The organism is Pseudonocardia halophobica, from assembly GCF_050948485.1.
Taxonomy (GTDB): domain Bacteria; phylum Actinomycetota; class Actinomycetes; order Mycobacteriales; family Pseudonocardiaceae; genus Pseudonocardia; species Pseudonocardia halophobica.
In genome coordinates this window covers 2,105,699-2,131,712 of the sequence record NZ_CP192046.1, presented here as the reverse complement: position 1 = coordinate 2,131,712, position 26,014 = coordinate 2,105,699, and the positions used below count along the sequence as shown (strand labels likewise).

Genomic DNA, 26,014 nt, shown 5'->3' with positions numbered 1-26,014 from the left:
GCCGAACCCCTGTGCGGGTCAGCCGGAGAACAAGGCGGGGATCTTCGTGAGCAGCGCGATCAGGCCGTACAGGAAGGGCGCCGCCACCCACACCCATGCCAGGACGACGAGGGCGACGGGCGGGCCTCCCGTGCGGTCCGGTGTGCTCGCGCTCATCTGCGTGCCTCCTCCTCGCTCCGTGCCGCCCGCTCGGGCTCGTGCCACTTGTCGGCGACCGGCCGCACCAGCTCGTTCGCGACGAAGCCGAGGACCAGCAGCACGATCATCACCAGGAAGGCGGGCGTGTACTTCGACGGGCCGGCGACGTCCGACCGGGCGTCGGCGATCGCGTTGACGATGATCGGCCCGAGGACGCCGGCCGTGGACCAGGCCGTGAGCAGCCGGCCGTGGATGGCGCCGACCTGGTAGGTGCCGAACAGGTCGCGCAGGTACGCCGGGATCGTCGAGAAGCCGGCGCCGTAGAACGACAGGATCAGCATCGTGCAGATCAGGAAGACGGCCTTGTTGCCCTCGCCGATGAACGTCAGCGCCAGGTAGAGCAGCGCCCCGACGCCCAGGTAGAGCCGGTAGATGTTCTTGCGGCCGATGAGGTCCGAGACCGTGGACCACACGAACCGGCCGAGCATGTTGGCCAGCGACAGGATCGACACGAACGCCGTGGCCGCGGCGGTGAGCGTCTGCGCCGGCGAGGCGTCGCGGAAGAAGTCCTGGTAGATCGGGTTCGCCTTCTCCAGGATGCCGATCCCCGCGGTCACGTTGAAGCACAGCACGATCCACAGCAGCCAGAACTGCGGCGTCTTGACGGCGTTCGCGGCGGAGACGCTCGCGGTGCTGACCATCGCCCGCGCCTTCTGCTTCGCCGGGTCCCATCCCGCGGGCTTCCAGTCGGCGGCCGGGACGCGGATGAGCAGCCAGCCCATCGTCATGAAGACCGCGTAGACCACGCCGTGGATGAGGAAGGCCAGCGCGATGCCGTTCGGGTTCGGGTCGTTACCGGTGGCGCCGAAGGCCGACAGCATCGACGCGGTCCACGGGTTGGCGATCAGCGCGCCGCCGCCGAAGCCCATGATCGCGATGCCGGTCGCCAGGCCGGGCCGGTCGGGGAACCACTTGATCAGCGTGGACACGGGCGAGATGTAGCCGATGCCCAGCCCGATGCCGCCGATGCCGCCGTACCCCACGACGACCAGCCAGTACTGGCCCAGCCAGATGCCGAGGGCCGAGACCAGGAAGCCGGTGACGAAGCAGGCCGACGCGACGGCCATCGCCCAGCGCGGGCCGTTCGTGTCGACCTTGGTGCCGAACACCGCCGCGGAGATGCCGAGCATGACGATGCCCAGGGTGAACGGCAGCGCGCTGAGCACGCCGCTGATGTCCAGGCCCTTCTCGAGGGAGCCCTTGAACGCGCTCCACGCGTAGACCTGGCCGATCGCGAGGTGGATCGACAGCGCAGCGGGCGGGACAAGCCAGCGGCTCCAGCCCGGTGGGGCGACGATCCGTTCCCGCGAGAGGAACCCCGGCGTTCCCGACATGCGTCCACCTCCGTGCCTTGGCGGGCCGAACCGTATGTCGCGGTGCTTGACGCGGCAATTCGTGGCATTCCCCCTCGTCACCGACTCCAACCGTCGGGTGCGCGCCCGGTGTGTGGTGGAGTGGGCGGGTGAGTGCACCGCTGACCGGGATCCGCGTCGTGTCGTTCGACCACGCCGTCTCCGTCCCCTACGCCGGGCGGCTGCTCGCCGATCTCGGCGCCGACGTCGTCAAGGTGGAGCGACCGGGCGGGGGCGACTTCGCCCGCGGCTACGACGCGGCCTGCGGCGACGTCTCCTCGTACTTCGCGTGGATCAACCGCGGCAAGCGCTCCGTGGTGCTCGATCTCAAGTCGGCCGACGGGCTCGCCGCGGCGCACCGGCTCGTCGACACCGCCGACGTCGTGCTCGCCAACCTCGGCCCCGGTGCCACCGCCCGGCTCGGGCTCGACGGCGACACCCTCCGCGGCCGCCGGCCCTCGCTGATCACCTGCGAGCTGTCCGGGTACGGCGAGGGCGGCCCCGCGGCGGGCCGCAAGGCCTACGACGCGCTCATCCAGTCCGAGGCCGGTTTGCTCGAGCTGACCGGCGACGGCGACGTGACCGCCCGGGCGGGCATCTCCGTCGCCGACATCGCGGCCGGGGTGCAGGTCCAGTCCGCGGTGCTTGCGGCGCTGTTCCACCGCGAGCGCACCGGTGAGGGCGCCACGCTGCGGATCTCGCTGCTCGAGGCGCTCACCGAGTGGATGCACCAGCCGATGCTGTACGCGCTCGGCACCGGGCGGGCGCCGGCGCGCTCCGGCGGCCACCACCCGTCGATCGCGCCGTACGGCCCCTTCCCGTGCGCCGACGGTGCCGTGCACCTCGCCGTGCAGAACGAGCGGGAGTGGCTTCGGCTCTGCAGGACCGTGCTCGGCGACCCGGCGGTCGCGGTCGACGAGCGCTTCGCCTCGGTGCGGGCGCGGGTGGAGCACCGCGACGCGCTGCACGACCTGCTGCACGCCCGCTTCGCCGGGCTCACGCAGGAGCGGCTCGGCGCGCTGCTCGACGAGGCCGACATCGCCTGGTCCGCGGTCGGGCACGTCGCCGAGCTCCCCCGGCACCCGCAGCTCGTCGCCCGCGCCCGGTTCGTCGGCGTGCCGGTGCCCGGGGGCGAGGCGGTGCCCATGGCCGTCCCGCCCGTCGACTCCAGCGCCTGGCCCCCGCCCCTCGACGCCGAGGTCCCCGCCCTGGGCGCCCACACCGCCGAGGTCCTCGCCGAGCTCGGCTACACGCCCGAGGAGATCGAGAAGCTGAGCGCCTGAGCGTGGCACCATGATCGCCGAGAGTGTGCGGTGGCGGCTGCCCCGACGGCCCTCACTGCACGCGGAGACCGATGATGTGCCGCGCGGGCGGCCCGAGAACGCGGAACGCCCGCCCTGGGGAGGGCGGGCGTTCGGCGGAAGGTCGCTCAGGCGGAGCGCTCGCCCCGCTCCCGGCGCTGCGGGCGCCGGGGCACGATCGTCGGGTTCACGTTCTCCTTCACCGTCTCCTCGGTGACGACCACCTTCGCCACGTCGGTGCGGCTCGGGATGTCGTACATGACGGGGAGGAGGACCTCCTCCATGATCGCGCGGAGGCCACGGGCGCCGGTGCCCCGCAGGATCGCCTGGTCGGCGACCGCCTCCATCGCCTCGTCGGTGAACTCCAGCTCCACGCCGTCCATCTCGAAGAGCTTCCGGTACTGCTTGACCAGCGCGTTGCGCGGCTCGGTCAGGATCTTGACCAGGGCGTCCTTGTCGAGCGAGGTCACCGAGGCCACGACCGGGAGCCGGCCGATGAACTCGGGGATCAGCCCGAACTTGATGAGGTCCTCGGGCATGGTGTCCGCGAAGCTCTCGGAGTTGTCCAGGTCGGACTTCGAGCGGATCTCCGCGCCGAAGCCCAGCCCGCGGCGCCCGATCCGGTCCGAGATGATCCGCTCGAGACCCGCGAACGCGCCGGCCACGATGAACAGCACGTTCGTCGTGTCGATCTGGATGAACTCCTGGTGCGGGTGCTTGCGCCCGCCCTGCGGCGGCACCGAGGCGGTGGTGCCCTCGAGGATCTTCAGCAGCGCCTGCTGCACGCCCTCGCCGGAGACGTCCCGGGTGATCGACGGGTTCTCCGACTTGCGGGCGATCTTGTCGACCTCGTCGATGTAGATGATCCCGGTCTCGGCCCGCTTGACGTCGTAGTCCGCCGCCTGGATGAGCTTGAGCAGGATGTTCTCGACGTCCTCGCCGACGTACCCGGCCTCGGTCAGCGCCGTGGCGTCCGCGATCGCGAACGGCACGTTCAGCAGCTTGGCGAGGGTCTGCGCGAGGTAGGTCTTGCCGCAACCGGTCGGGCCGAGCATGAGGATGTTCGACTTGGCCAGCTCGACGCCGTCGCCGTCGCCCCGGGCCCGGTCGCCCGCCTGGATGCGCTTGTAGTGGTTGTAGACCGCCACCGAGAGCGTGCGCTTGGTGGCCGACTGCCCGACGACGTACTGGTCGAGGAACTCGTGGATCTCGGCGGGCTTGGGCAGCTCGTCGAGCTTCACGTCGCCGGTCTCGGCGAGCTCCTCCTCGATGATCTCGTTGCAGAGATCGATGCACTCGTCGCAGATGTAGACGCCGGGCCCGGCGATGAGCTTCTTGACCTGCTTCTGACTCTTCCCGCAGAAAGAGCACTTCAGCAGGTCACCGCCGTCACCGATGCGTGCCATGAGTGCAGCCCCAGTCCCATCCGGCCCGCCCACGTCCGGGCGTGCCCACGTCGTCATGACGGTACCTGCCGGAGCCCCTCGCTGCGAAGGATCGCGGCGACCTGTCGGAATCGGGTCGGCAGGCGGTCGTTATGCGTTCACCCCGCAACTGGTGCGGGAGGTGCGGGGTGCACCGGGGCCGTCCTGCGACGCCCCGGTGCACCGACGGCGGTGCGGGTGCTCGCGTGGCGAGCACCGCTCAGCCGACCGCGGACAGCTTCCGGCTCTGGATGATCTCGTCGACGATCCCGTACTCCTTGGCCTCCTCGGCCGTGAGGATCCGGTCCCGCTCGATGTCGTCGTGCACCTGCTCGGGCGTGCGCCCGCTGTGCCGCGCGAGGGTGCTCTCCAGCAGCTTGCGCATGCGGGTGATCTCGGCGGCCTGGATCTCCAGGTCGGACACCTGGCCGTAGAAGCCCTCGGTGGCCGGCTGGTGGATCAGGATGCGCGCGTTCTGCACCGCGAGGCGCCGCCCCGGGGTGCCCGCCGCCAGCAGCACGGCCGCGGCCGACGCCGCCTGCCCGAGGCAGACGGTCTGGATGTCGGGGCGGATGAACTGCATGGTGTCGTAGATCGCCATCAGCGACGTGAACGAGCCGCCGGGCGAGTTGATGTACATCGAGATCTCGCGGTCGGGGTCCGCGGACTCCAGGCAGAGCAGCTGCGCCATGACGTCGTTCGCCGAGGCGTCGTCGATCTGCACGCCGAGGAAGATGATGCGCTCCTCGAAGAGCTTGTTGTACGGGTTCGACTCCTTGACCCCGTAGCTCGTGCGCTCCACGAAGGACGGCAGCACGTACCGGCTCTCCGGCATCCGGAAACCGCTCATGAGGAGACGCCCCCGTTCGAACTCGAGTCCGGGACCTGCGCGGCCCGGCTGATGACCTGGTCGACGAAGCCGTACTCCTTGGCCTCCTCGGCGGAGAACCAACGGTCGCGGTCGAAGTCGCGGATGATCTTCTCGACCGGCTGGCCGGTGTGCCCGGCGATCAGCTCCGCCATCTCCTGCTTGTGCCGGCGGAACAGCTCCGCCTGGATCCGGATGTCCGACTCGGAACCGCCGACACCGGCCGACGGCTGGTGCATCAGGATCTGGCAGTGCGGCAGCGCGTAGCGCTTGCCCGGCGTGCCCGCGGAGAGCAGGAACTGCCCCATCGATGCGGCCAGGCCCATGGCGTAGGTGCTGACGTCGCAGGGGATGAACTCCATCGTGTCGAAGATGGCCATCCCCGCGGTGACCGAGCCACCCGGCGAGTTGATGTACAGCGCGATGTCCGCCTCGGGGTCCTCCGCGGCGAGCAACAGCATCTGCGCGGCGATCCGGTTGGCGATCTCGTCGTCGACCTGCTGCCCGAGCACCACGATCCGCTGCTGCAGCAGCCGCTCGAACACCGAGTCGGACAGCGTCATGCTCGAGGGGGCCGAGCGCATCTGCAGCGCGCGGCGGTCCTCCACGAGGCGGTCCGCGGTCGACCGCGGGCCGGTGTCCTGCTGACTCACTTCACCCTGCCTTCTGCTGGCGTCACTCGGGGGTCGTCTTCTCCGGGGGGCCGCCGGGGGATCGTGTCCCGCCGGCGGCCCGTCCCGTTGCTTCGATCCCGACCCTACGCGGCCGCGGCACCCCGCGTCCGCGGACACGGCGCGTGTTCGCCGACAGCGCAGCGACCACGCGTCCGTGCAGGTCAGGCGCGCGATCAGGCCTTGCCGGCCGCCGGGCCCGCCGCCTCGGTGCCCACGGCGGCGTCGGACGAGTCGTCCGCGGCCGGGGCCTCGACGACCTCGGGGGCGGCCTCGTCCGCGGCGGTGTCGGTCGCGCCGTCGGCGCTGTCGGCGGCCTCGGCGGCGGCCTCCGGGGCCTCCTCCGCGTCGACGGCGACGGCGGCGCCCTCCTCCGAACCGAGGAGGTCCGACAGGTCGACCGGCTCGCCCGCGGCGTCGGTGACCGTGGCGGCGCGGACGGCGACGATCAGCGCCTTGCTCCGTCGGACGTCCGAGTAGATCGCGCCGAGCTGGCCCGCCTGCTGGATGCGCTGGACGAACTCCTCGGGCGCCATTCCGTACTGCTGGGCCTGGTAGATGATCCGCTCGGTGAGCTCCTGGTCGCCGACCTGGACCTCCTCGGCGTCGGCCAGCGCGTCGAGCACGAGGCGGGTCTTGACCGACTTCTCGGCCTCGGCCCGGGTCTCGGTGTCGAACTCCTCGCGGGTCTTGCCCTGCTTCTCGAGGAACTCGTTGAACTGCTCGTCGCTGTGGTCGAACGCGTGCACGGCGTCGTGGTGCCGGGACTCGACCTCGGCCTCGACGATGCTCTCCGGCAGCGGGACCTCGGTGTTGTCGACGATCTCGTCGAGCACCTTGTCGCGGGCCTGGGTGACCTGCTCCATGCGGCGCACCCGGCCGAGCCGCTCCCGCAGGTCCGCGGTGAGCTCGTCGAGGGTGTCGAACTCGCTGGCCAGCTGGGCGAACTCGTCGTCGGCGTCGGGGAGCTGGCGCTCCTTGACCGCGGTGACCTTGACGGTGACCTCGGCGTCCTGGTCTGCGTACTCGCCCGCGACCAGCTTCGAGGTGAAGGTCTTCTCCTCGCCGGCGGACAGGCCGGTGATGGCCTCGTCGATGCCGTCGATGAGGCCGCCCTGGCCGACCTGGTACGAGTACCCGGTCGTCGTGGCCTCCTCGATCTCCTTGCCGTCGACGGCGGCGGAGAGGTCGATCTGGACGAAGTCGTCCGCCTGGGCCGCACGCTCGACACCGGTGAGGGTGCCGAACCGGGCGCGCAGCTGGTCGAGCTGCTCGGTGACCTGCTCGTCGGTCACCTCGACGTCGTCGACCTGCACGGTGATGCCGTCCAGCTCCGGGAGCGTGATCTCCGGGCGGACGTCGACCTCCGCGGTGAACGCGACCTTGTCCCCGTCGGCGAGCTCGGTGACCTCGATGTTGGGCTGGCCGATCGGCTTCACGTCGTCCGCGGCCGCGACGGCCTCGGAGTACTTGGCCGGGACCGCGGCGTTGATCACCTCGTCCAGCACGACGCCGCGGCCGAGCCGCGCGTCGAGGATGCGGGCCGGCGCCTTGCCCGGACGGAAGCCGGGGATGCGGACCTGCTGCGCGATCTTCTTGTACGCGCGGTCGAAGTCGGGCTTGAGCTCGTCGAACGGCACCTCGACTGTGAGCTTGACGCGTGTCGGGCCGATGTGCTCGACGGTGCTCTTCACGGTGGAACTCCTCGGACTGCTGTGTGGCTCTGCTGTGTGGCGGGGCCCTGCTCGGTTCGTACTCCGGCGACCGGCGGCACGACGCCGCATCAACCGGGTCGGGAGGGGCGGTCACGCGCGCCGGGCACGTGTCCGGGCGAGTCTAGGCGAGACGCGTGCCGGGTGTTCCGGCCGGTCCGGGCCCTGTGGCCGGACCGCCGCCGGCCGGCTCCGCGCGGGCCCCGGGGACCGGCGCGGTGATCGGCGCGGTGATCGGCGCGGGCACGAGGTCCGCGACGGTCACGTCGACAGGCCGCTCCCCCGCGACGCCGCGCACCCGCGCGGCGATCTCCTCGGCAAGCACCGGGAGCGAGGTCCCGGCGGGCCAGCGCACGACCACCGCGACCTCGACGGGTTCGCCCGCCGCGGCGCCCTCCGCCGCGCGCACCCCGACGACGCGGCGGCCGGGGAGGTAGGAGGCGACGCTGCCGAACGGCCCGCCGTCCAGCCGGGCGACGGCGGGATGGCTCAGCACGGCGGCGGCGACCCGCTCGGGCAGCGGGCGTTCGGACGGCTGCCCCGGAAGCTGCGCGGACACGCCGGCCACGCTAGCGCCGCACACGCGACGGCGGCGCCCCGGAAGCCCGGGACGCCGCCGTCGGCGGATGGGTCAGCGCTTGAAGACGTCCTTGACCTTCTCGCCGGCCTGCTTGAGGTCGGCACCCATCTGGTCCGTGCGGCCCTCGGCCTCGAGGCGCTCGTCGTCCGTGGCGCGGCCGGTGGCCTCCTTGGCCTTGCCCGACAGCTCCTGGGTCTTGTTGTCCAGCTTGTCCTTCATGCTCATCTGGTGAACCTCCCGGACTCGTGCGCCCGCCGCGCGGCCGGCCCCTCCGGCCACTAGCGTCGGGCCTCGCGGAGCGGTTACCCCCGGCCCCCGCCCGACACACGACCCTCGTGACCGGCGTCACGGTCGGTCATACTGTCGGCGTCGTCGGGGGAAACGGCTGTCGGACGGGACCGTGGTGCAGGCGATGCGGACGAGGGGGGCGCGGGAGGATGTGTGCCCGCCGCCCCGGGTCCCGGCCGTAGCACGGGAGCACGCGCCCACCCCCGCCGAGCGCGAGCTCGACGACACCACGCTCGTCGTCCGCGCCCGCGAGGGCGACGTCCGCGCCTTCTCGGCGCTCGCGCAGCGGCACCAGGCCGCGCTGTACCGGCTGGCGCTGCGCCTGGTCGGGAACGCCGCCGACGCCGAGGACGCGCTGCAGGAGTCCCTGCTCGACGCCTGGCGCCGGCTCGACCGATTCCGCGGCGACTCGGCCTTCACCACGTGGGCGTACCGGATCGTGACGAACCGGTGCCTCGACCTGCTGCGCCGCCGGCGGGCGACGGTGTCGGTGGAGCAGGTGGCCGAGGTGGCCCCGGAGCGGCTGGCCGCGCCGGAGGCCGGCGCCCCCGAGCACGCCGCCGAGGTCGACGCCGGGCTCACGGCGCTGCGGGCGGCGCTGCGCACGCTGCCGGACGAGCAGCGGGCCTGCTTCGTGCTGCGCGAGCTGGAGGGCCTGGGCTACGCCGAGATCGCGGAGATCACCGGCGCGTCGGAGACCGCGGTCCGCGGGCGGATCCACCGGGCCCGCCGCGGGCTGGCGGAGGTGATGCGGTCGTGGAGGTAGGCAGGACCGTCCCCGGCGCCCCGGCCGGCGAGGCGCCCGGGTCCGTCGGCGCCGTGGGCCCCGCGGACGAGCGGATCGAGCCGCTGGCCTGCGGCCGCGACGCCGCCGACGTCTGGGACCACGCGGTCGAGGGCACCCTCGACACGCACGAGCGGGACTGCCCGCACTGCCGGGCCGCGGCCGCCGACGCCCTGGGGCTCGACGGCGTGGTCCACCGGATGGCGGCGGAGCGGCCGGCGCCGCCGCCCTCGGTGCTCGACGGGGTGATGCAGGCGGTGATCGACACCGTCACCGCCGAGCTCCGCCCGCAGGACCTGCTGGCGCTCGACTCCCCCGCCGGTCCCGCGCGGCTGAGCCGGACCGCCGCGGCCCGGGTGCTGCGGCACGTCGTCGACGGGATGGACGGGACGCGGGCGCGCAGCTGCCGGATCGAGCCCGTCGGGCCGGCCGGGACCCACGGAGCGGCAACGAACGGCGCGGGAACCGACGGTGCGGCGACGAACGGGGCCGGGGCGGACCCGTTCGGCGTGACCGTCGCGATCACCGTGACGGCCCGGTTCGGGGTCGACCTCGCGTCAGTGACGGCACGGGTGCGGCAGATGGTCGTGGCGGCGGGCGAGCAGGCCCTCGGGGTGCCGGTGCGCAGCGTGGACATCGCGGTGGTCGACCTCTGGGACGAGCCGTGACCCCGCCGGTGCGGCTGACGGTGGGCGACGCCGTCGTCGCCCGGATCGCGGCGGCCACCGCTCGCGAGGTGCCGGGGGTGGTCGCGCTCCGGCCGGACCTGGCCCAGACGCTGCTCGGGCTGGCCGGCTCGCTGCTGGGCGACCGGTCCGCCGGCGACGCGCTGTCGGCGGCCGGGGCGTCGGCCGCGGTGCAGGACGGCCGCGCCGAGGTCGCGCTGACGCTTGTCACCACTCTCGGCCACAACGCCCGCGACCTCTCCGCCGCGGTGCAGCGGGCGGTCGCCGCGCAGGTGCGCGCCGAGACCGGCCTCGACGCCGTCGTCACGGTGACGGTCGCCGACGTCCTCCTCGACGCCCCTCAGGCCGAGCGGGCGAGCACGCAGTCCCCGCAGGTGCCGCCGCCCGGCAACCGGTAGTAGAGGCAGCAGGAGCGACGGCGGAAGGTCCAGCCGCGGTCGGGCGCGGCGGGCGGGCGCCGCTCCCCCGTCCCGGCGAGCAGCGGGTGGTCGAGGACCGCGGCCGCGAGCTCGGCGGCGCGGATCGCGGCCTCCGGCCGCTCCGTGCCGAGCACGCGCTTCGCGCCCGCGACGGACGACGCGACGTTGCCCCACAGCACCCTCGGCGACACCGGCACCAGCGCGCGCACGGCCCCGACCAGCGGCTCCGCGATCTCCTCCGCCATGAGGGCCGGCAGCTCGCCGGGATCCCGGGCGGGGCGGTCCGCGTCCGTCCACAGCGGCCACGGCCCGGTGAGGGAGACCCGCCAGTGCAGGGCGTCGCGGCCGAGGTCGGGCAGGACGCCGTGCAGCGCGACGGCCGCGAGCGGCGCGGAGACCAGCCGGGCGGCCAGGCCCTGCAGCGCGACCGACGCGGCCACCCGCTCCTCCACAGCGCACCCGGCCTGCTCGGACAGCACCCGGCGGACGTGCGCGATCCGCTCCCCCAGCGCGCCGGGCTCCGTGGCCAGCTCCCGCAGGGGCCGCCACGTGGGGTCGGCCGACTCGGCGGGGTCGGTGGACACGGAGAAGAAGGGACCGGCCCGCGCGACGTCGGCGAGCACGGTGCGCACCGGGGCCGTCACCGTCCGCCCACCGCCACGTCGAGCCCCCGTTCAGGTGTCACGCCGGTCACGCCGGGAAGGCGGACCGGGTGAGGCGTGCACTGCATCACCCCAGTGTCGTCGCCCGCCCGCCGATCCGGGCGGGGCGGAGGGCCGTGACCTGCCCGGACGGGCAGGCCCCGATCGTCCGCCGGTCGGCCGCGCCGCCCGTCGGAGGCCGCTCCGACGCAGGTCACAGCGGTTCGCCCCGCTACATCTGGCGTATCAACGCGTCGGCGTGTCACTCTTTCCCCGGAGAGACCGCATCCGACGCCGCGTGCGGTCCCCAAGTGCAAGCCGCCGGCCGGGCCCGAAGTCGGGCACCGGCCGAGACACGTGCGTCCGAACACCAGCAGGAGACGACTGAGGCGCAGTCCGGACGGTGCACCCGAACGGACCAGCGTCAGCGTTCCGTCGGAGCATCGCTGTATTCTGGACCCCCTTGTGGAACCACCCACACGTCGTCCCGATGCGAAGTCGGGGTGCACCGAGACGACAGGAGGAGCTGTTGGCTGCGATCAGCAACCGCCCCGGCGCCACGGAGACCACTCCGGTGACGAGCGCGCCGGTGCCCGGCGGGCTCTACTCCCCCGAGCACGAGCACGACGCCTGCGGCGTCGCGATGGTCGCCGACCTGCAGGGCCGGCGTGACCACTCGATCGTCGAGAAGGCGCTGACCGCGCTGCTCCGGCTCGAACACCGCGGCGCCCGGGGCGCCGAGGAGAACACCGGTGACGGCGCGGGCATCCTGATCCAGGTCCCGGACGCCTTCTACCGCGAGGTCGTCGACTTCGACCTGCCCGAGGCGGGCGCGTACGCCACCGGCATCGCGTTCCTCCCGCGTGACGAGGCGAAGGCCGACGAGGCCGTCGCCCGGATCAACGAGCTGGCCGCAGAGGAGAACCTCCGCGTGCTCGGCTGGCGCGAGCTGCCGACCGACCCGGAGAAGGCCGACCTCGGCCCCACCTCGCTGGCCGCCATGCCCGGCTTCCGCCAGCTGTTCGTGGCCGGCATCGAGACCGGCATCGTGAAGCCCCCGCCCACCGGCATCGAGCTGGAGCGGCGCACCTTCTGCCTGCGCAAGCGGGTGGAGCACGAGACCGGCGTCTACTTCCCGAGCCTGTCCCCGCGGACCGTGGTCTACAAGGGCATGCTCGCCGAGCCGCAGGTCGAGGCCTTCTACCCGGACCTGTCGGACCCGCGCGTCACCACCGCCCTGGCCGTGGTGCACTCGCGCTTCTCCACCAACACCTTCCCGGCGTGGCCGCTGGCGCACCCCTACCGGTACGTCGCGCACAACGGCGAGATCAACACCCTGCGCGGCAACCGCAACTGGATGAAGGCGCGCGAGGCGCTGCTGGAGTCCTCGGTGCTGCCGGGCAACCTGGACCGGCTGGTCCCGATCGTCACGCCCGACGCGTCGGACTCGGCGACCTTCGACGAGGTGCTGGAGCTGCTGCACCTGTCGGGGCGCTCGTTGCCGCACGCCGTGCTGATGATGATCCCCGAGGCGTGGGAGAACCACGCCGAGATGGACCCGCTGCGGCGCGCCTTCTACGAGTTCCACTCGAACCTGATGGAGCCGTGGGACGGGCCCGCGCTCGTCGCCTTCACCGACGGCACCCAGATCGGCGCGGTGCTCGACCGCAACGGCCTGCGCCCGGCCCGCTGGTGGGTCACCGAGGACGGGCTGGTCGTGCTGGCCTCCGAGGTCGGCGTGCTCGACGTCGACCCGGCGCAGGTCGTGCGCAAGGGCCGGCTGGAGCCGGGCCGCATGTTCCTGGTCGACACCGAGGCGGGCAAGATCGTCGCCGACGAGGAGATCAAGGGCGAGCTGGCCGCGTCGCTGCCGTACGGCGAGTGGCTGCACGCCGGCCGCATCGCCCTCGAGGACCTGCCCGAGCGGCAGCGCGAGGTGCCCGCGCACTCCGAGCTGACCCACCGCCAGCAGTCCTTCGGCTACACCGAGGAGGAGCTCAGCGTCCTCCTCAAGCCGATGGCGGCGACCGGCGCGGAGCCGATCGGCTCGATGGGCAACGACGCGCCGCTGGCGCTGCTGTCCGAGAAGCCGCGGCAGATCTACGACTACTTCATCCAGCTGTTCGCGCAGATCACGAACCCGCCGCTGGACGCGATCCGCGAGGAGCTCGTGACCTCGCTGCGCTCGCTGCTCGGCCCGGAGCAGAACCTGCTCGAGGCCGGCCCGGCGAACTGCCGGCGGATCGTGCTGCCGTTCCCCGTGCTGGGCAACGACGACCTCGCCAAGATCGTCCACATCAACGACGACGGCGACCTCCCGGGCTTCGCGACCTACACCGTCAAGGGCGTCTTCAAGGCGGCCGAGGGCGGCGAGGGCCTGCTGCGGCGGCTCCAGGAGATCCGCGGCGAGGTCTCCGAGGCGATCCAGGACGGCGCCCGGCTGATCGTGCTGTCCAGCCGCGGCGTCGACCCGCAGCACGCACCGATCCCGTCGCTGCTGCTCACCGGCGCGGTGCACCACCACCTGGTCCGCGAGCGCACCCGCACGCAGGTCGGGCTGGTCGTCGAGTCCGGCGACGCCCGCGAGGTGCACCACATCGCGCTGCTGATCGGCTACGGCGCGTCCGCGGTCAACCCCTACATGGCGATGGCGACCGTCGAGGACCTCGCCGAGCGGGGCGACATCCCGGGCGTCGACGCCAAGACGGCGGCGAAGAACCTCGTCAAGGCGCTGGGCAAGGGCGTGCGCAAGACGATGTCCAAGATGGGCATCTCGACCGTCGCCTCGTACACCGGCGCGCAGATCTTCGAGGCGGTCGGGCTGGGGCAGGAGGTCGTCGACACCTGCTTCACCGGCACCACCTCGCGGCTGGGCGGAGTCGGCTTCGACGTGCTCGCCGAGGAGGCGCTCAAGCACCACCGGCGCGCCTTCCCGGCGGACGGCACCCGGGCCAGCCACCGCGCGCTCGTCGTCGGCGGCGAGTACCAGTGGCGGCGCGAGGGCGAGCTGCACCTGTTCAACCCGCAGACCGTGTTCAAGCTCCAGCACTCGACCCGCTCCGGCCGGTACGAGATCTTCAAGGAGTACACGAAGGCGGTCGACGACCAGGCCAAGCGGCTGATGACGCTGCGCGGGCTGTTCTCCTTCAAGGAGGGCCTGCGCCCGCCGGTGCCGATCGACGAGGTCGAGCCGGTCGAGTCGATCGTCAAGCGGTTCGGCACGGGCGCCATCTCCTACGGCTCGATCAGCCAGGAGATGCACGAGACCCTCGCCATCGCGATGAACCGGCTCGGCGGACGCTCCAACACCGGTGAGGGCGGCGAGGACCCGGACCGCTTCACCCCGGATGCCAACGGCGACTCCCGGCGCAGCGCGGTCAAGCAGGTCGCGTCCGGCCGCTTCGGTGTCACGAGCGAGTACCTCGTGAACGCGGACGACATCCAGATCAAGATCGCGCAGGGCGCCAAGCCCGGCGAGGGCGGCCAGCTGCCCGGCAGCAAGGTCTACCCGTGGATCGCCGAGACCCGGTACTCCACGCCGGGCGTCGGCCTGATCTCCCCGCCGCCGCACCACGACATCTACTCGATCGAGGACATCAAGCAGCTCATCCACGACCTGAAGAACGCCAACCCGCGGGCCCGCATCCACGTGAAGCTGGTCAGCCAGGTCGGCGTCGGGACGGTCGCGGCGGGCGTGGCGAAGGCCTTCTCCGATGTCGTGCTCATCTCGGGCCACGACGGCGGCACCGGCGCCTCGCCGCTGTCCTCGATCAAGCACGCGGGCGGCCCGTGGGAGCTCGGCCTGGCCGAGACCCAGCAGACGCTGCTGGCCAACAACCTGCGGGACCGGATCGTCGTGCAGACGGACGGCCAGCTGAAGACCGGCCGGGACGTCGTCATCGCCGCCCTGCTGGGCGCCGAGGAGTTCGGCTTCGCCACGGCCCCGCTGGTGGTCAGCGGCTGCATCATGATGCGCGTCTGCCACCTGGACACCTGCCCGGTCGGCGTCGCGACGCAGAACCCGACACTGCGCGAGAAGTTCGACGGGCGTCCCGAGTACGTCGTCAACTTCATGCGCTTCGTGGCCGAGGAGGTGCGCGAGCACCTGGCGGCGCTGGGCTTCCGCACCCTCGAGGAGGCCGTGGGCCACGCCGAGGTGCTCGACACCGACGCGGCGCTGCACCACTGGAAGACCCGGGGCCTGGACCTCCGGCCGATCTTCCACGCGCCGGAGCTGCCCGAGGGCGCCTCCCGGCACCGCACCCAGGCGCAGGACCACGGCCTCGAGAAGGCGCTGGACAACACCATGATCCAGCTGGCCGAGGGCGCGCTGAAGAGCGGCGACAAGGTCCGCCTGGACCTGCCGGTACGCAACGTCAACCGGACCGTCGGCACCATGCTCGGCTACGAGCTGACGAAGCAGTGGGGCCGCGAGGGCCTGCCGGACGACACGATCGACGTCACGCTGACCGGTTCGGCCGGGCAGTCGCTGGGCGCCTTCGTGCCGAAGGGCATCACGCTGCGGATGGTCGGCGACACGAACGACTTCTTCGGCAAGGGCCTGTCCGGCGGCCGGCTGATCCTGCGGCCCGACCCGTCGGCGCAGTTCACGGCCGAGGAGAACATCATCGCGGGCAACGTGATCCTGTACGGGGCCACGTCCGGCGAGATGTTCATCCGCGGCATCGTCGGCGAGCGCTTCTGCGTCCGGAACTCCGGCGCCGTGGCGGTCGTCGAGGGCGTCGGCGACCACGGCTGCGAGTACATGACCGGCGGCAAGGTGGTCGTGCTCGGCAAGGTGGGCCGCAACTTCGCGGCCGGCATGTCCGGCGGCATCGCCTACGTGCTCGACCTCGAGGCGGGTGACCGCACGCTGGCCAAGCGGGTCAACCCCGAGATGGTCGACATGGACCCGCTCGACGACGAGGACCGCGAGTTCCTGCGGGAGTACGTCGAGAAGCACCACGCGGAGACCGACTCCCCGGTCGCCCGCGCCCTGCTGAAGGACTGGGACGTGGCGGTGGAGCGCTTCGGCAAGATCATGCCGAAGGACTTCAAGCGCGTCCTGCAGGCCCGCGAGCAGGCAGAGAAGGATGGCCGCGACGTCAACGCGGCGATCATGGAGGCCGCACATGGGTGACCCGAAGGGCTTTCTGACCACTCCGCGCGAGACCCCGAAGCGCCGGCCCGTCGACCTGCGCCTGATGGACTGGCGCGAGGTCTACGAGGACTTCCCGCGCGCGACGCTGGAGAAGCAGGCGGGCCGCTGCATGAACTGCGGCATCCCGTTCTGTCACCAGGGCTGTCCGCTGGGGAACCTCATCCCCGAGTGGAACGACCTCGTCTACCGCAAAGACTGGCGCGAGGCGATCGAGCGGCTGCACGCCACCAACAACTTCCCGGAGTTCACCGGGACGCTCTGCCCCGCCCCGTGCGAGGCGGCGTGCGTGCTCGCGATCAACGACGACGCCGTCACCATCAAGCAGGTCGAGGTCGAGATCATCGACCGCGCCTGGGACGAGGGCTGGGTGACCCCGCAGGTCGCGCAGACCAGGACGGGCAAGAAGGTCGCCGTCGTCGGCTCCGGGCCGGCCGGGCTGGCCGCCGCGCAGCAGCTCACCCGCGCCGGGCACGAGGTCGTCGTGTTCGAGCGGGCGGACCGGATCGGCGGGCTGCTCCGCTACGGCATCCCCGAGTTCAAGATGGAGAAGTCCCGGCTCGACCGGCGGCTCGAGCAGATGCAGGCCGAGGGCACGCACTTCCGCGCCTCGGTCGACGTCGGGGTCGACGTCACCACCGAGCAGCTCCGCGAGGAGTACGACGCCGTCGTGCTCGCCGGCGGCGCCACCGCGTGGCGGGACATCCCGGCCAAGGGCCGCGAGCTCGAGGGCATCTACCAGGCGATGGAGTTCCTGCCGTGGGCCAACCACGTGCAGCAGGGCGACCTCGACGCCCCGCCGATCACCGCCGAGGGCAAGCACGTCGTGATCATCGGCGGCGGTGACACCGGCGCCGACTGCCTGGGCACCTCGCACCGGCAGAAGGCCGCGTCGGTCACCCAGCTCGAGATCATGCCGACGCCGCCGGAGCACCGCACCGAGGGCATGCCCTGGCCGACCTACCCGATGGTCTACCGGGTCTCCTCGGCGCACGAGGAGGGCGGCGAGCGGCTGTTCTCGGTCAACACCACCGAGTTCGTCGACGACGGCCACGGCAAGGTCAAGGCGCTGCGGCTGGTCGAGGTCACCCGCGGCGAGCGGGGCTTCGACCCCGTCGAGGGCACCGAGAAGGAGATCCCGGCGGACCTGGTCCTGCTGGCGATGGGCTTCGTCGGCCCGGAGAAGGGCAAGCTGCTCTCCGAGCTGGGCGTGGAGCTGGACGAGCGCGGCAACGTCGCGCGGGACCAGAACTACATGTCCAGCGTCGACGGCGTGTTCGTCGCCGGCGACATGGGCCGCGGCCAGTCGCTGATCGTGTGGGCGATCTCCGAGGGTCGCTCCGCGGCCGCGGGGGTCGACGCCTTCCTGACCGGGCGGGAGGTCCTCCCGCGCCCGATCAACCCCACGGACCGTCAGATCGCCTGACGCGTCCCTGATCGCACCGACGGCACTTTCGTGCGCACCTGGCGCACGACAGTGCCGTTCGTGCATTCCGGCGTCTGCCGGACGCCCGGCGGAATCAGGCGAGGGTGCGGCCGTAGCGGTCCAGCACCCGCCCGCGCATGACCGGGTCGGTCCGCGGGACGGGTTCGAGGAAGATCTCGGCGAGGTCGGTGAAGCGCTCCCGCAGCTCGGCGTCGATCTCCACGGAGGCCCGCTCGACGTCGGCGGCGCCGAGCGAGTCGTCGAAGTCCAGCCGGGCGCAGAGCAGCACGCTGTCCGTGCCGAGCTGCATGGTCAACAGGTCCACCACGGCGTCGACCTCGGGACTGTCCTGCAACGCCCGGCGGATCGCCGTCACCAGCCTCAGATCCGCCTGCCGGCCGATCAGCAGGCCCTTGTTGGTCCGGCCCAGGATGTAGGCGACGCAGGCCAGCAGCAGCCCGATCAGCAGGGACGCGACCCCGTCCCACACCCCCGAGCCCGTCAGCTGGTGCAGCCCGACGCCCGCGAAGGCGAGCAGCAGGCCGATCAGCGCCGCGCTGTCCTCGAAGAACACGGTCTTGACGGTGGGGTCGTCGGTCCCGCGCAACCAGCGGGAGAAGGTCGTCTCCTCGGCCGCCGCCTCGCGCCGCACCTGGCGCACCGCCTGCAGCCACGAGGTGCCCTCCAACAGGAACGACACCCCGAGCACGCCGTACGCGACCCAGGCGAGGGTCTGCTCGGCGCTCTCGCCGAGGATCGTCGTCACGCCCTCGTAGATCGCGAACACCCCGCCGGACACGAAGATCGAGACGGCGGCGATCAGCGCCCAGAAGAAGCGTTCCTTGCCGTAGCCGAACGGGTGGCGCCGGTCGGGCCGGCGGGCCGAGCGGCGCAGCGCAGCCAGCAGCAGGCCCTCGGTGGTGGTGTCGGCGACGGAGTGGGCGGCCTCGGCCAGCATCGCCGACGAGCCCGTCAGCAGGCCCGCCACCAGTTTCAGGACGCCGATCGCGGCGTTCGCGGCGCCCGCGATCAGGACGGTGAGGGTGCTCTCGCCGCCGGGGCCTCCCACGTCCGAGCGGTCGCGGTGCGGATCGTCGGAGGGAGCGGGCCCGTCGGCCCCGGAGCGTTCCACCACAAAACGAACCTAGCGCCCGCCCCCGCAGCCCGCCGGGCGTCGGGAGGGTTGTCCGGAAGATCCGGTCCGGCGCCGCGCGGTCGCCACAGCGCGATCATCGGAAGGTCGTTGCCGCGGCACGCAGGTCGGCGCGGGAGTGACCGATCGGCGCATCTCGTGCCACGTTCGGCGGGACTGGTGGGGTTCGTGGGATTCCGACCGAAACCCCGGGCGGCCCGCAGCGTTGAACCCGACACCGGTGCCGGTGGACTGGGGAGCCCCCACCGGCACCGGACAGCAAACTTCACCGGATGCGGAAGGCGGGGAAGCCCGGGGCGGCCGCACGGAGCGCGTCGTCGGGCGAGTCCTTGTCGAGGTCCTCGAAGAAGGCACCGACCTCCCAGGCCCACTTCCGCAGGTACTCGCGCAGGATCGGGAGCTTCTCGTCGTCGTCCAGCTCGACGGCGGTGAAGGTCTCGACCCGCCGGCCGAGGCGCAGCTCACCGGTGCCCGCGGCCCGCAGGTTCCGCACCCACTGCGTGTGGCCGCGGGGCGCGACCAGGTACCGCTCCCCCTCGACCTGCAGCAGGTTCACCGGCGTGGTGCGCCACTGACCGCTCGTGCGGCCGCGGACGGCCAGCACACGGCTGCCCATGACGCTGATCCCGGCCCGGGTCAGCGCGGCGACGATCCGGTTGAACACGGCGGTGCCGCTCTTCGGGGCCAGGTAGCGCTGCTGCGGCTCGATCATTGTGACTCCTCGTCTCGTTCGAGAGCAGTGCTCTCTCGATGCCACGAGTGAACCTCAGGACCGCTCTCCCGTCAAGAGCAGTGCTCTCGATTCTGTGCGCTACTCGCGGTCGAGCTCGAACGCGTCGTCGCCGATCCAGACCCGCAGGCCGTCGGCGTCGTCGGTGAGGAAGCCGTCCTCCTCCTCGCCCAGCTCGCGCGCCGCACCCAGCGCGCGGGCGTTGTAGCGCACCCTGCCGTCCCCGATGTCGACGGGCCGGTACTCGCGGGCCAGCCGCGCCGTCCGGCTCTCCGTGGCCAACCAGGCCGCGTTCTGTTCCCCCACCTCGACCACCCACGCCTCGTCGCGCACCCGATCATTCTCGGCCCGCACACACGTGCGGCCCGTCTCAGCATGAGACGGGCCGCAGGGGTGGAACGGGGTCAGCGCGCGAGCGCGGGCTCCGAGGTGGCGACCGGGGCGACCGTGGCGGCCGCACGCCGGGCCAGCACACGGCGGCGGATGCGCCGGGCGGCCTCGAAACCGCCCGCCGTGACCACCGCCATGATCATGCCGGCGGCGAGGCAGAGCAGCGGGTTGCCCTTGGTGATCGGGCCGAGCACCGCGCCGACCAGCAGCATGTACACGCCCCAGATGGCCGAGCTGGCCGCGGTGGCGGGCAGGAACATCCGCACCGGCAGCCGCACGCGCCCGCACGCGGCGGTGCTCACCAGCCGCCCGCCGGGGACGAGCCGCGCGCCGACGCAGGCGACGATCGGCCTGCTCCAGAGGTTGCGCCGGACCCACGCGCCCAGCCCGTCGTCCTTCTGGCCCGCGCCGCGCAGGAGCCGGTTCGAGCTGCGGCCGAGGGCGTACACCGCCACGTCGCCGAGCATCGAGCCGACCATCGACGCGAGGAACAGCCCGAGCACGCCGACGACGTCGCCGGTGCCGAACGCCGCGGCCGCGCCCACCGTCAGCAGCGTCTCGCTGGGCAGCACGGGGAACGGGCCGTCGAACGCGATCAGCACCGCGAGCACCGGTAGCAGCCACACGCTGTGCAGCACGGCGTCGAAGAGCGCCACGAGGGCGCCGGCGTCGGGAAGCTGCACGAGGGGGGTCCTTCCCACGGGGGTCTCGCGGAGTACTCGGACCAGAGTCCCAGAACGTCACGGCAGGGTCACGGGGGAACACCCCCGTCCCGTCCCCGAGGCCAGCCGGATGCGTTCCGTGTGCGGTGAGCGGTCGGGTCGCCGGGGCGGGTGTAGGTTCCCGCCCGTGTCGGGCTACGCGGTGCTCCTGCGGGGCGTCAACGTCGGCGGCAACAAGAAGGTCGCGATGGCGGAGCTGCGCGAGATGCTCACGGACCTCGGGTACACGCAGGTCAGGACGCTGCTGCAGAGCGGCAACGCCGTCCTCGCCGCCGACGAGCCCGCCGCGGTCGTCGCCGAGCGGGTCGAGGAGGCCCTCGCCGAGCGGTACGGCACGGAGATCAGGGTGCTGGCGCTGACCAGGGCCGACCTGGAGGCGGCGGCGGACGGACATCCCTTGCGTGACGTTGCCGACAACGGCTCCCGGATGCTCGTGCTCTGGCTCTTCGGCGAACCCCCGCCGGGCGCGCCGAGCCCCACCGAGCTCGACCCGGACCGGATCGTGGTGCGCGGCGGGCTGATCTACCAGTGGTGCCCGGACGGGATCTCGAACTCCCCGGACGTCGCCGCGTTCGTGCGCAAGGCGTGGAAGGTGCCGACCACCGGCCGCAACTGGAACACCCTGGAGAAGCTGATCGGGGCGATCCCCGACTGAGTCCGGCGGTGGGCCCGACCCGTGCCCGACGACGGCGGATCGTGCGAGGGTGCCCGGATGGCCGGCGAGGACCGCGAGGGCGGCGAGCAGGTGCTGCGGACGACGACCGCGGTGGCGCGCGAGGTCCTGGGCGACCGCCTGAGCGCCGCGTTCGCGCTGGGCAGCCTGGCCCACGGCGGCTTCGCCCCGCTCGCGAGCGACATCGACCTGGCGTTGGTCCTCGACGCGCTCCCCGACGACGTCGGCGCCCGCGTCGCCGAGATCCGGCGCGCGACCGTCGAGCGGGCGGCGAACCCGCTCGCGGAGCGCCTGTCGGTCTTCTGGTCGGACTGGCACGGCGTCCGGCACGGGGCCGGCCCGCGCTCGCGGCTCCCGGCGGTGGACCGGCTCGACCTCCTCGACGACGGCCGCCTGTTGTACGGGGTGGACGAGCGGGGCGACGCGGCCCGTCCCGCTCCGACGACGCTGGTCGTGGAGGCGGCGCAGTTCGCCGTCGAGAGGTTCGACCAGGCCTACCTCGCCGCCCTGCACAGGCCGGAGGAGCAGGTGGCCGCCGGCCCGCGGGTGGCGAGCAAGGCGGCGCTGTTCCCGATCCGCTTCCTCTACACGCTCGCGTCCGGGCGCATGGGTCACAACGGCGCCGCGGCGACCTGGTACGGGCGGCACGGAGCCCACGCGCCGCTCGCGCACGCCGCCATGCGGTGGCGCGAGTCCGGCATCGACGACGCTGCTGCGGCGGTCCGCGACCTCCGTACGCACCTGGTCGGCGTGTACGTCGAGTTCTTCGACGCCTACGCCCCGGCCGTGGCCGCCGCCGGTGAGGGGCTGGTCGCCGACGCCCTCCTCGGCCGCCGGGCCGAACTCCTGTCCGCGGCGCCCTGAGGCCCGTCGCGCGCCCGTGGTGCGTTCACGTGGTCCGGACGAGGTCGAGCGCGGCCGGGCGGGGCCGGCGCCGGGTCCCCGTCCCGTTCCCGTGCAGGGTCCGCGCGACCTCGTCGGCGACGGTGGCCGCGTCGCCGGGAAACCCGAAGAAGTTGCCCGAGCACCGGCGGAGCAGCCACCGCAGGCCGAGGTACCAGATGCCCGGGAGCGCTCCCGCGGCGCCGCGGCGCACCGGCCGGCCGCCGTCGCGCAGCACGGGGTGCAGCCACGAGAAGTCCCCCGTGTACCCGGTGCACCAGATCACCGTCCCGATCCCGGCGGCGCCCAGGTCGAGGCACGTCGGAGGGGTGATGTCCACCGGCTCGTCGGCGGGGTCGGGTTCCGGGGCGGGCGGGCGCGACCGGTGCGCCGGAGGGTGCTCGTCGAGCAGCGTCCTGATCCGTGCGGCGAACGCGTCGGCGGCGGCGATCGTGGCCGCGGTGCTGTCGTCGAAGCGAAGCCGCCGGCCGTCGATGCCGACGAGCCGGCCGGTCAGGACGGCGCCCCGCCGGGCCAGGGTGTGCAGGCTGGCGCTGCGGCCGCCGGGGGCGAGCAGCGGCTGCGGTGCGTGCAGGACCGTCGGGTCGGGCAGGTCGTCGGGGCGCTGGTCGAAGAACCCGCTCTCGGCGAGCCACTCGACGGTCTCCCTCCCGGCGTGCCGGGCGGGGGCACGACCGGCGCGGCAGGTCGCGAGGACGCGAGGACGACCCGCCGGCCGGCGCCGAGCAGCTCGTCCGCGATCTGGTAGCCCGACTGCGCGCTGCCGACGACGAGCACCGCGCCGGCAGGCAGCAGCGCCGGCGGGCGGTAGTCCGCGGCGTGGAGCTGGAGGATCCCGGACGGCAGCAGCCCGGCCGCGCGCGGCGTCCGGGGGACGTTCTCCCCGCACGTGGCCACGACGACGGTGTGCGCGTGGATGGGGCCGTCGCCGGCGCGGAGCAGCCACCCACCGCCGTCCGGCATCAAGGAGGTCACGGGGACCTGTTCGTGCACGGGGCACCGCGTGGCCAGGACCTCCAGGCGCCGGCACACCTGGGCGGCTGTCAGGTGAGAGCCCGCCGGCTGCGCGCCGAGCATCGGGTTCATCCACCCCGGGTTGTCGAGGGCGGACGGTGGAGAAGGCCGACCCGCTGATCTCCGCGGCGAAGGCGGTGGCGCGCTCGCTCAGCTCGTGAAGGAGCGCCCGGGCCACCCGGACGTCCCGGTCGGCGAGCCCGCGGACCACGCCCGGCCGGATCGCCAGCAGCCCGAGTCGACCACCGCCGCCCTGACCCGCCCGTCCACCGGCGCCGCGGCGCCGTCCACCACCACGAACGGGCACGCCAGCCGCACTCCCGGCCACCGGCCCACGGGAATGACACCCCCACGGCCGGGGTACGGGACCGGGTGCCGGGCTGCGCTCCCGCCGCGTGACAGTAGGGTCACCGTGGGTTGCGGAAAGGGGTGCGATGGCGGACGAGAGGGCGGACCGGGGCGTCCCCCGCAACGGGTTCGGCCGTTCCGCGCGGCTCGCCTCGCTGCCCCTCACGTTCGCCGGCCGGGCCGTCAGCGGCTGGGGCCGCACGCTCGCCGGGGCCGACGCGGACGAGGTCACCGCCACCACCCTCGCCCGCAACGCCGAACAGCTCTTCGCCGTCCTCGGCTCGCTCAAGGGCGGGGCGATGAAGCTCGGCCAGGCGCTGTCGGTCTACGACGCGATGATCCCCGCCGAGATCGCCGGGCCGTACCAGGAGGCCCTGGCCAAGCTCCAGACGTCGAGCCCGCCCATGCCCGTCGCGGACGTCCACCGGATGCTCGCCGAGCAGCTGGGCCGCGGCTGGCGGGAGCGGTTCACGGAGTTCGACGACGAGCCGCGCGCCGCCGCGAGCATCGGCCAGGTGCACCGGGCCGTCTGGCGGGGGTCGAACGGCCGGCCCCGGGACGTCGCCGTCAAGGTGCAGTACCCCGGCGCCGACCTCGCGCTCGACTCCGACCTGCGCACCCTGGAGCGCTTCTCCCGGCTGTTCGGCGCGATCTTCCCGGCGCTCGACGCCCGCGCCCTGGTCCGCGAGCTGCGCGAGCGGACGATGGAGGAGGTCGACTACCGGCTCGAGGCCGACCGCCAGCGCGCCTTCGCGGCCGGCTTCGCGGACCGGCCGGGCCTGCGCATCCCTCGGGTGGTGGCGTCGGCGCCGAAGGTCCTGGTCACCGAGTGGCTCGACGGGTTCCCGCTGCGGGATCTGCTCGGCGGGCGCGGGGCCGAGGAGGACCGGGACCGGTTCGGGCACACCGTCGTCGAGACGATGTTCGCCTCGCCCGCCCGGGTCGGGCTGCTGCACGCCGACCCGCACCCCGGCAACTTCCTCGTGCTGGCGGACGGCAGCGGCCTCGGCATGATCGACTTCGGGGCGGCCGCGAACCTGCCGGACGGGATCCCGCCGGTGCTCGTGCGGATCCTGAAGCTCACCGCGGAGCAGGACGCCGAGGGCCTCGACCGGCTCCTGCGCGCCGAGGGCTTCCTCGCCCCCGGGGCCGGGACCGCCGACGTCCTCCGCTGGGTGGGCGCGCTTGCCGACCCGCTGCGCGTCGAGAAGTTCCACTTCACCGAGGCGTGGATCGCGCGGCAGGGAGCCCGGGTGGCCAACCCGACCAACCGGGCCTACCGCGACACCGGCCGCGCGCTGTCCTTCCCGCCCGAGTACGCGCTGGTCATGCGGGTGCTCTCGGGGTGGATGAACATCCTCGCGCGGCTCGACTGCACCGTGGCCGCCCGCGGCCTCGTCGAGCGCTGGGTGCCCGGCTTCGCCGGCTGAGCTCAGGCACGCCGCAGCAGCCACCACACCGCCGGGGCGAGGACCAGCAGGCCGACGGCGACCGCCGGCGTCCCGCCGAGGCCCCAGGTCGCGAACACCGCGAGCGCCACGAGCTCGGTGCCGAGGGCCGAGACCGAGGTCGACGTGGCGCGGGCCCGGCCGGAGAGCCGCTCCTGCACCCGGGTGTCCGTGACGACCTGGGCGCACTGCTGCAGGGCGTAGTACGTGCCGAGGGCGGCCAGGCCGACCGCTCCCCCGTGCCCGGCGGCCAGCAGCGCGGCGGCGGCCAGCAACAGCAGCGTCGCGAGCCCGCGACCGCGCAGGACCCCGGCCCGCCCACCCAGGGCGGCACCGGCCGCCCCTGCGAGCGCGACCAGTACCAGGAGACCGGGCACGGCGACGAGCGCCACCGCCTCCTGCTGACCCACGATCAGCGGGAAGTACTCCTCCAGCGCGTCGACCCCGCCGACCAGCGCGGCCGCGAGCAGGGCCCCCCGGACCGCGCGGCTGCCGACGGCCTCGGCGAGCCCGGCGCGCAGGGTCTGCCAGTACGTGAGGTCTTCGGCGGTCTCGTCCGGGTCGTCGTCCGGCGGACCGGCGCGCGGCGGGTCGGGGAAGGCGACGGTGAGCACGGCTGCGGCCAGGCAGGTCCCGACGCTCACCCAGCCGACCAGCGCGTACCCGCCCGTCGCGACGAGGACCGTCGCGGCGGCCGCCGAGGGCACCTGTGCGGCGTGCCCGGCCGCGGTGACGAGTCCCCGGACCCCCGCGTACCGGTCGGCCGCCTCCGCGGCGCTCAGGACCTCGTAGACGAGGGCCTCGACCGTGCCGCTGAACAGCGACGTCCCGACGCCCCACACGACGAAGCCCGCGGCGAACCCGGGGAAGCCGGGCGCGAGCAGCCACAGGGCGTAGGCCGCGCCCTGCAGGACCCCGCCCGCGGCGAGCACCCGCCGTCGGGAGAACCGGTCGGACAGAGCGCCCGACGGCACCTCCGCGACCAGCCCCGTGACCGACCAGACGGCGAAGAGGGCGGAGATCTCCGCCCCGGACATGCCGTGCTCGGCGAAGAAGAGCGCGTAGAGGGGGTAGAGCGGCACGACGTCGGCGAGCAGGGCCCAGCCGACGACCAGGCGCGCCGGA

The 26,014-nt window shown here is 73.3% G+C and carries 25 protein-coding genes; 9 read left to right on the top strand and 16 right to left on the bottom strand.

Annotated features, from left to right (window positions below):
- Positions 1-18 precede the first annotated feature (18 nt).
- Both ACQP04_RS10205 and ACQP04_RS10200 read right to left on the bottom strand, forming a co-directional pair.
- Positions 19-156 carry an MFS transporter small subunit gene (locus ACQP04_RS10205; RefSeq protein ID WP_197040546.1) on the bottom strand — a complete coding sequence of 46 codons (138 nt, stop codon included), beginning with the start codon at positions 154-156 and terminating at the stop codon, positions 19-21.
- Complete coding sequence (locus ACQP04_RS10200; RefSeq protein ID WP_433506811.1) at positions 153-1,532, bottom strand: OFA family MFS transporter; 1,380 nt, start codon at positions 1,530-1,532, stop codon at positions 153-155. The genes ACQP04_RS10205 and ACQP04_RS10200 overlap by 4 nt, the downstream gene beginning before the upstream one ends.
- A gap of 128 nt (positions 1,533-1,660) precedes the next feature.
- On the opposite strand from ACQP04_RS10200, the gene ACQP04_RS10195 reads away from it, so the two are divergent.
- Positions 1,661-2,833 (top strand): CaiB/BaiF CoA transferase family protein, encoded by a 1,173-nt coding sequence (locus tag ACQP04_RS10195; protein ID WP_433506810.1) that lies wholly within the window; start codon positions 1,661-1,663, stop codon positions 2,831-2,833.
- Positions 2,834-2,979: 146 nt separating this feature from the next.
- Here ACQP04_RS10195 and clpX read toward each other — a convergent pair whose 3' ends face one another.
- The 6 genes from clpX to ACQP04_RS10165 all read right to left on the bottom strand — a co-directional run bounded on the left by clpX (position 2,980) and on the right by ACQP04_RS10165 (position 8,331).
- Entirely contained in the window at positions 2,980-4,257 is a 1,278-nt protein-coding gene (clpX, locus tag ACQP04_RS10190) for an ATP-dependent Clp protease ATP-binding subunit ClpX (RefSeq protein ID WP_433506809.1), read from the bottom strand.
- A 238-nt stretch (positions 4,258-4,495) separates the two neighbouring features.
- Complete coding sequence (locus ACQP04_RS10185; RefSeq protein WP_037043313.1) at positions 4,496-5,125, bottom strand: ATP-dependent Clp protease proteolytic subunit; 630 nt, start codon at positions 5,123-5,125, stop codon at positions 4,496-4,498.
- Positions 5,122-5,727 carry an ATP-dependent Clp protease proteolytic subunit gene (locus ACQP04_RS10180; protein ID WP_345378561.1) on the bottom strand — a complete coding sequence of 202 codons (606 nt, stop codon included), beginning with the start codon at positions 5,725-5,727 and terminating at the stop codon, positions 5,122-5,124. Before ACQP04_RS10180 ends, ACQP04_RS10185 begins: the two co-directional genes overlap by 4 nt.
- A gap of 263 nt (positions 5,728-5,990) precedes the next feature.
- Positions 5,991-7,508, bottom strand: coding sequence for a trigger factor (gene tig, locus ACQP04_RS10175; RefSeq protein WP_433506808.1), 1,518 nt, complete (start codon positions 7,506-7,508; stop codon positions 5,991-5,993).
- Between the two features lie 142 nt (positions 7,509-7,650).
- Positions 7,651-8,085 (bottom strand): hypothetical protein, encoded by a 435-nt coding sequence (locus tag ACQP04_RS10170; RefSeq protein ID WP_433506807.1) that lies wholly within the window; start codon positions 8,083-8,085, stop codon positions 7,651-7,653.
- A gap of 72 nt (positions 8,086-8,157) precedes the next feature.
- Positions 8,158-8,331 (bottom strand): CsbD family protein, encoded by a 174-nt coding sequence (locus ACQP04_RS10165; RefSeq protein ID WP_433506806.1) that lies wholly within the window; start codon positions 8,329-8,331, stop codon positions 8,158-8,160.
- Positions 8,332-8,518: 187 nt separating this feature from the next.
- Here ACQP04_RS10165 and ACQP04_RS10160 point away from each other — a divergent pair, with 187 nt between their 5' ends.
- The 3 genes from ACQP04_RS10160 to ACQP04_RS10150 are packed head-to-tail and all read left to right on the top strand — an operon-like array spanning position 8,519 to position 10,262.
- On the top strand, positions 8,519-9,160 hold the full coding sequence (locus ACQP04_RS10160; RefSeq protein ID WP_433506805.1) for an RNA polymerase sigma factor: 642 nt from the start codon (positions 8,519-8,521) through the stop codon (positions 9,158-9,160).
- Complete coding sequence (locus ACQP04_RS10155; protein WP_433506804.1) at positions 9,151-9,846, top strand: Asp23/Gls24 family envelope stress response protein; 696 nt, start codon at positions 9,151-9,153, stop codon at positions 9,844-9,846. Before ACQP04_RS10160 ends, ACQP04_RS10155 begins: the two co-directional genes overlap by 10 nt.
- Entirely contained in the window at positions 9,843-10,262 is a 420-nt protein-coding gene (locus ACQP04_RS10150; protein ID WP_433506803.1) for an Asp23/Gls24 family envelope stress response protein, read from the top strand. Before ACQP04_RS10155 ends, ACQP04_RS10150 begins: the two co-directional genes overlap by 4 nt.
- On the opposite strand, the gene ACQP04_RS10145 is transcribed toward ACQP04_RS10150, so the two are convergent.
- Entirely contained in the window at positions 10,205-10,927 is a 723-nt protein-coding gene (locus ACQP04_RS10145) for a (2Fe-2S)-binding protein (protein WP_433506802.1), read from the bottom strand. The genes ACQP04_RS10150 and ACQP04_RS10145 overlap by 58 nt on opposite strands.
- A gap of 571 nt (positions 10,928-11,498) precedes the next feature.
- Here ACQP04_RS10145 and gltB point away from each other — a divergent pair.
- Both gltB and ACQP04_RS10135 read left to right on the top strand, forming a co-directional pair.
- Entirely contained in the window at positions 11,499-16,064 is a 4,566-nt protein-coding gene (gltB, locus tag ACQP04_RS10140) for a glutamate synthase large subunit (protein WP_433508340.1), read from the top strand.
- Complete coding sequence (locus ACQP04_RS10135; RefSeq protein ID WP_433506801.1) at positions 16,057-17,508, top strand: glutamate synthase subunit beta; 1,452 nt, start codon at positions 16,057-16,059, stop codon at positions 17,506-17,508. Before gltB ends, ACQP04_RS10135 begins: the two co-directional genes overlap by 8 nt.
- Before the next feature lie 94 nt (positions 17,509-17,602).
- Here the strand turns inward: ACQP04_RS10135 and ACQP04_RS10130 are convergent, their stop codons facing one another.
- The 4 genes from ACQP04_RS10130 to ACQP04_RS10115 form a co-directional block, all read right to left on the bottom strand.
- Positions 17,603-18,577 carry a cation diffusion facilitator family transporter gene (locus ACQP04_RS10130; RefSeq protein WP_433508339.1) on the bottom strand — a complete coding sequence of 325 codons (975 nt, stop codon included), beginning with the start codon at positions 18,575-18,577 and terminating at the stop codon, positions 17,603-17,605.
- Positions 18,578-18,926: 349 nt separating this feature from the next.
- On the bottom strand, positions 18,927-19,373 hold the full coding sequence (locus tag ACQP04_RS10125; protein ID WP_433506800.1) for a nitroreductase family deazaflavin-dependent oxidoreductase: 447 nt from the start codon (positions 19,371-19,373) through the stop codon (positions 18,927-18,929).
- Between the two features lie 99 nt (positions 19,374-19,472).
- Positions 19,473-19,724, bottom strand: coding sequence for a hypothetical protein (locus ACQP04_RS10120; RefSeq protein ID WP_433506799.1), 252 nt, complete (start codon positions 19,722-19,724; stop codon positions 19,473-19,475).
- A 71-nt stretch (positions 19,725-19,795) separates the two neighbouring features.
- The gene (locus ACQP04_RS10115) at positions 19,796-20,464 is read right to left on the bottom strand and encodes a DedA family protein (RefSeq protein ID WP_433506798.1); all 669 of its coding nucleotides are present in this window, start codon (positions 20,462-20,464) and stop codon (positions 19,796-19,798) included.
- 166 nt (positions 20,465-20,630) lie between these two features.
- On the opposite strand from ACQP04_RS10115, the gene ACQP04_RS10110 reads away from it, so the two are divergent.
- Both ACQP04_RS10110 and ACQP04_RS10105 read left to right on the top strand, forming a co-directional pair.
- Positions 20,631-21,158, top strand: coding sequence for a DUF1697 domain-containing protein (locus ACQP04_RS10110; RefSeq protein ID WP_433506797.1), 528 nt, complete (start codon positions 20,631-20,633; stop codon positions 21,156-21,158).
- A 57-nt stretch (positions 21,159-21,215) separates the two neighbouring features.
- A complete protein-coding gene (locus ACQP04_RS10105) occupies positions 21,216-22,040 on the top strand; it encodes a hypothetical protein (RefSeq protein ID WP_433506796.1) in 825 nt (274 codons plus the stop codon).
- 25 nt (positions 22,041-22,065) lie between these two features.
- On the opposite strand, the gene ACQP04_RS10100 is transcribed toward ACQP04_RS10105, so the two are convergent.
- Both ACQP04_RS10100 and ACQP04_RS10095 read right to left on the bottom strand, forming a co-directional pair.
- Entirely contained in the window at positions 22,066-22,398 is a 333-nt protein-coding gene (locus ACQP04_RS10100) for a hypothetical protein (protein ID WP_433506795.1), read from the bottom strand.
- Between the two features lie 173 nt (positions 22,399-22,571).
- On the bottom strand, positions 22,572-23,156 hold the full coding sequence (locus ACQP04_RS10095; RefSeq protein WP_433506794.1) for an NAD(P)-binding domain-containing protein: 585 nt from the start codon (positions 23,154-23,156) through the stop codon (positions 22,572-22,574).
- Positions 23,157-23,527: 371 nt separating this feature from the next.
- Between ACQP04_RS10095 and ACQP04_RS10090 the strand changes: the two genes are divergently transcribed.
- Complete coding sequence (locus tag ACQP04_RS10090) at positions 23,528-24,871, top strand: ABC1 kinase family protein (RefSeq protein ID WP_433506793.1); 1,344 nt, start codon at positions 23,528-23,530, stop codon at positions 24,869-24,871.
- A 2-nt stretch (positions 24,872-24,873) separates the two neighbouring features.
- Here ACQP04_RS10090 and ACQP04_RS10085 read toward each other — a convergent pair whose 3' ends face one another.
- Positions 24,874-25,971 carry an MFS transporter gene (locus tag ACQP04_RS10085; RefSeq protein ID WP_433506792.1) on the bottom strand — a complete coding sequence of 366 codons (1,098 nt, stop codon included), beginning with the start codon at positions 25,969-25,971 and terminating at the stop codon, positions 24,874-24,876.
- Positions 25,972-26,014 lie beyond the last annotated feature (43 nt).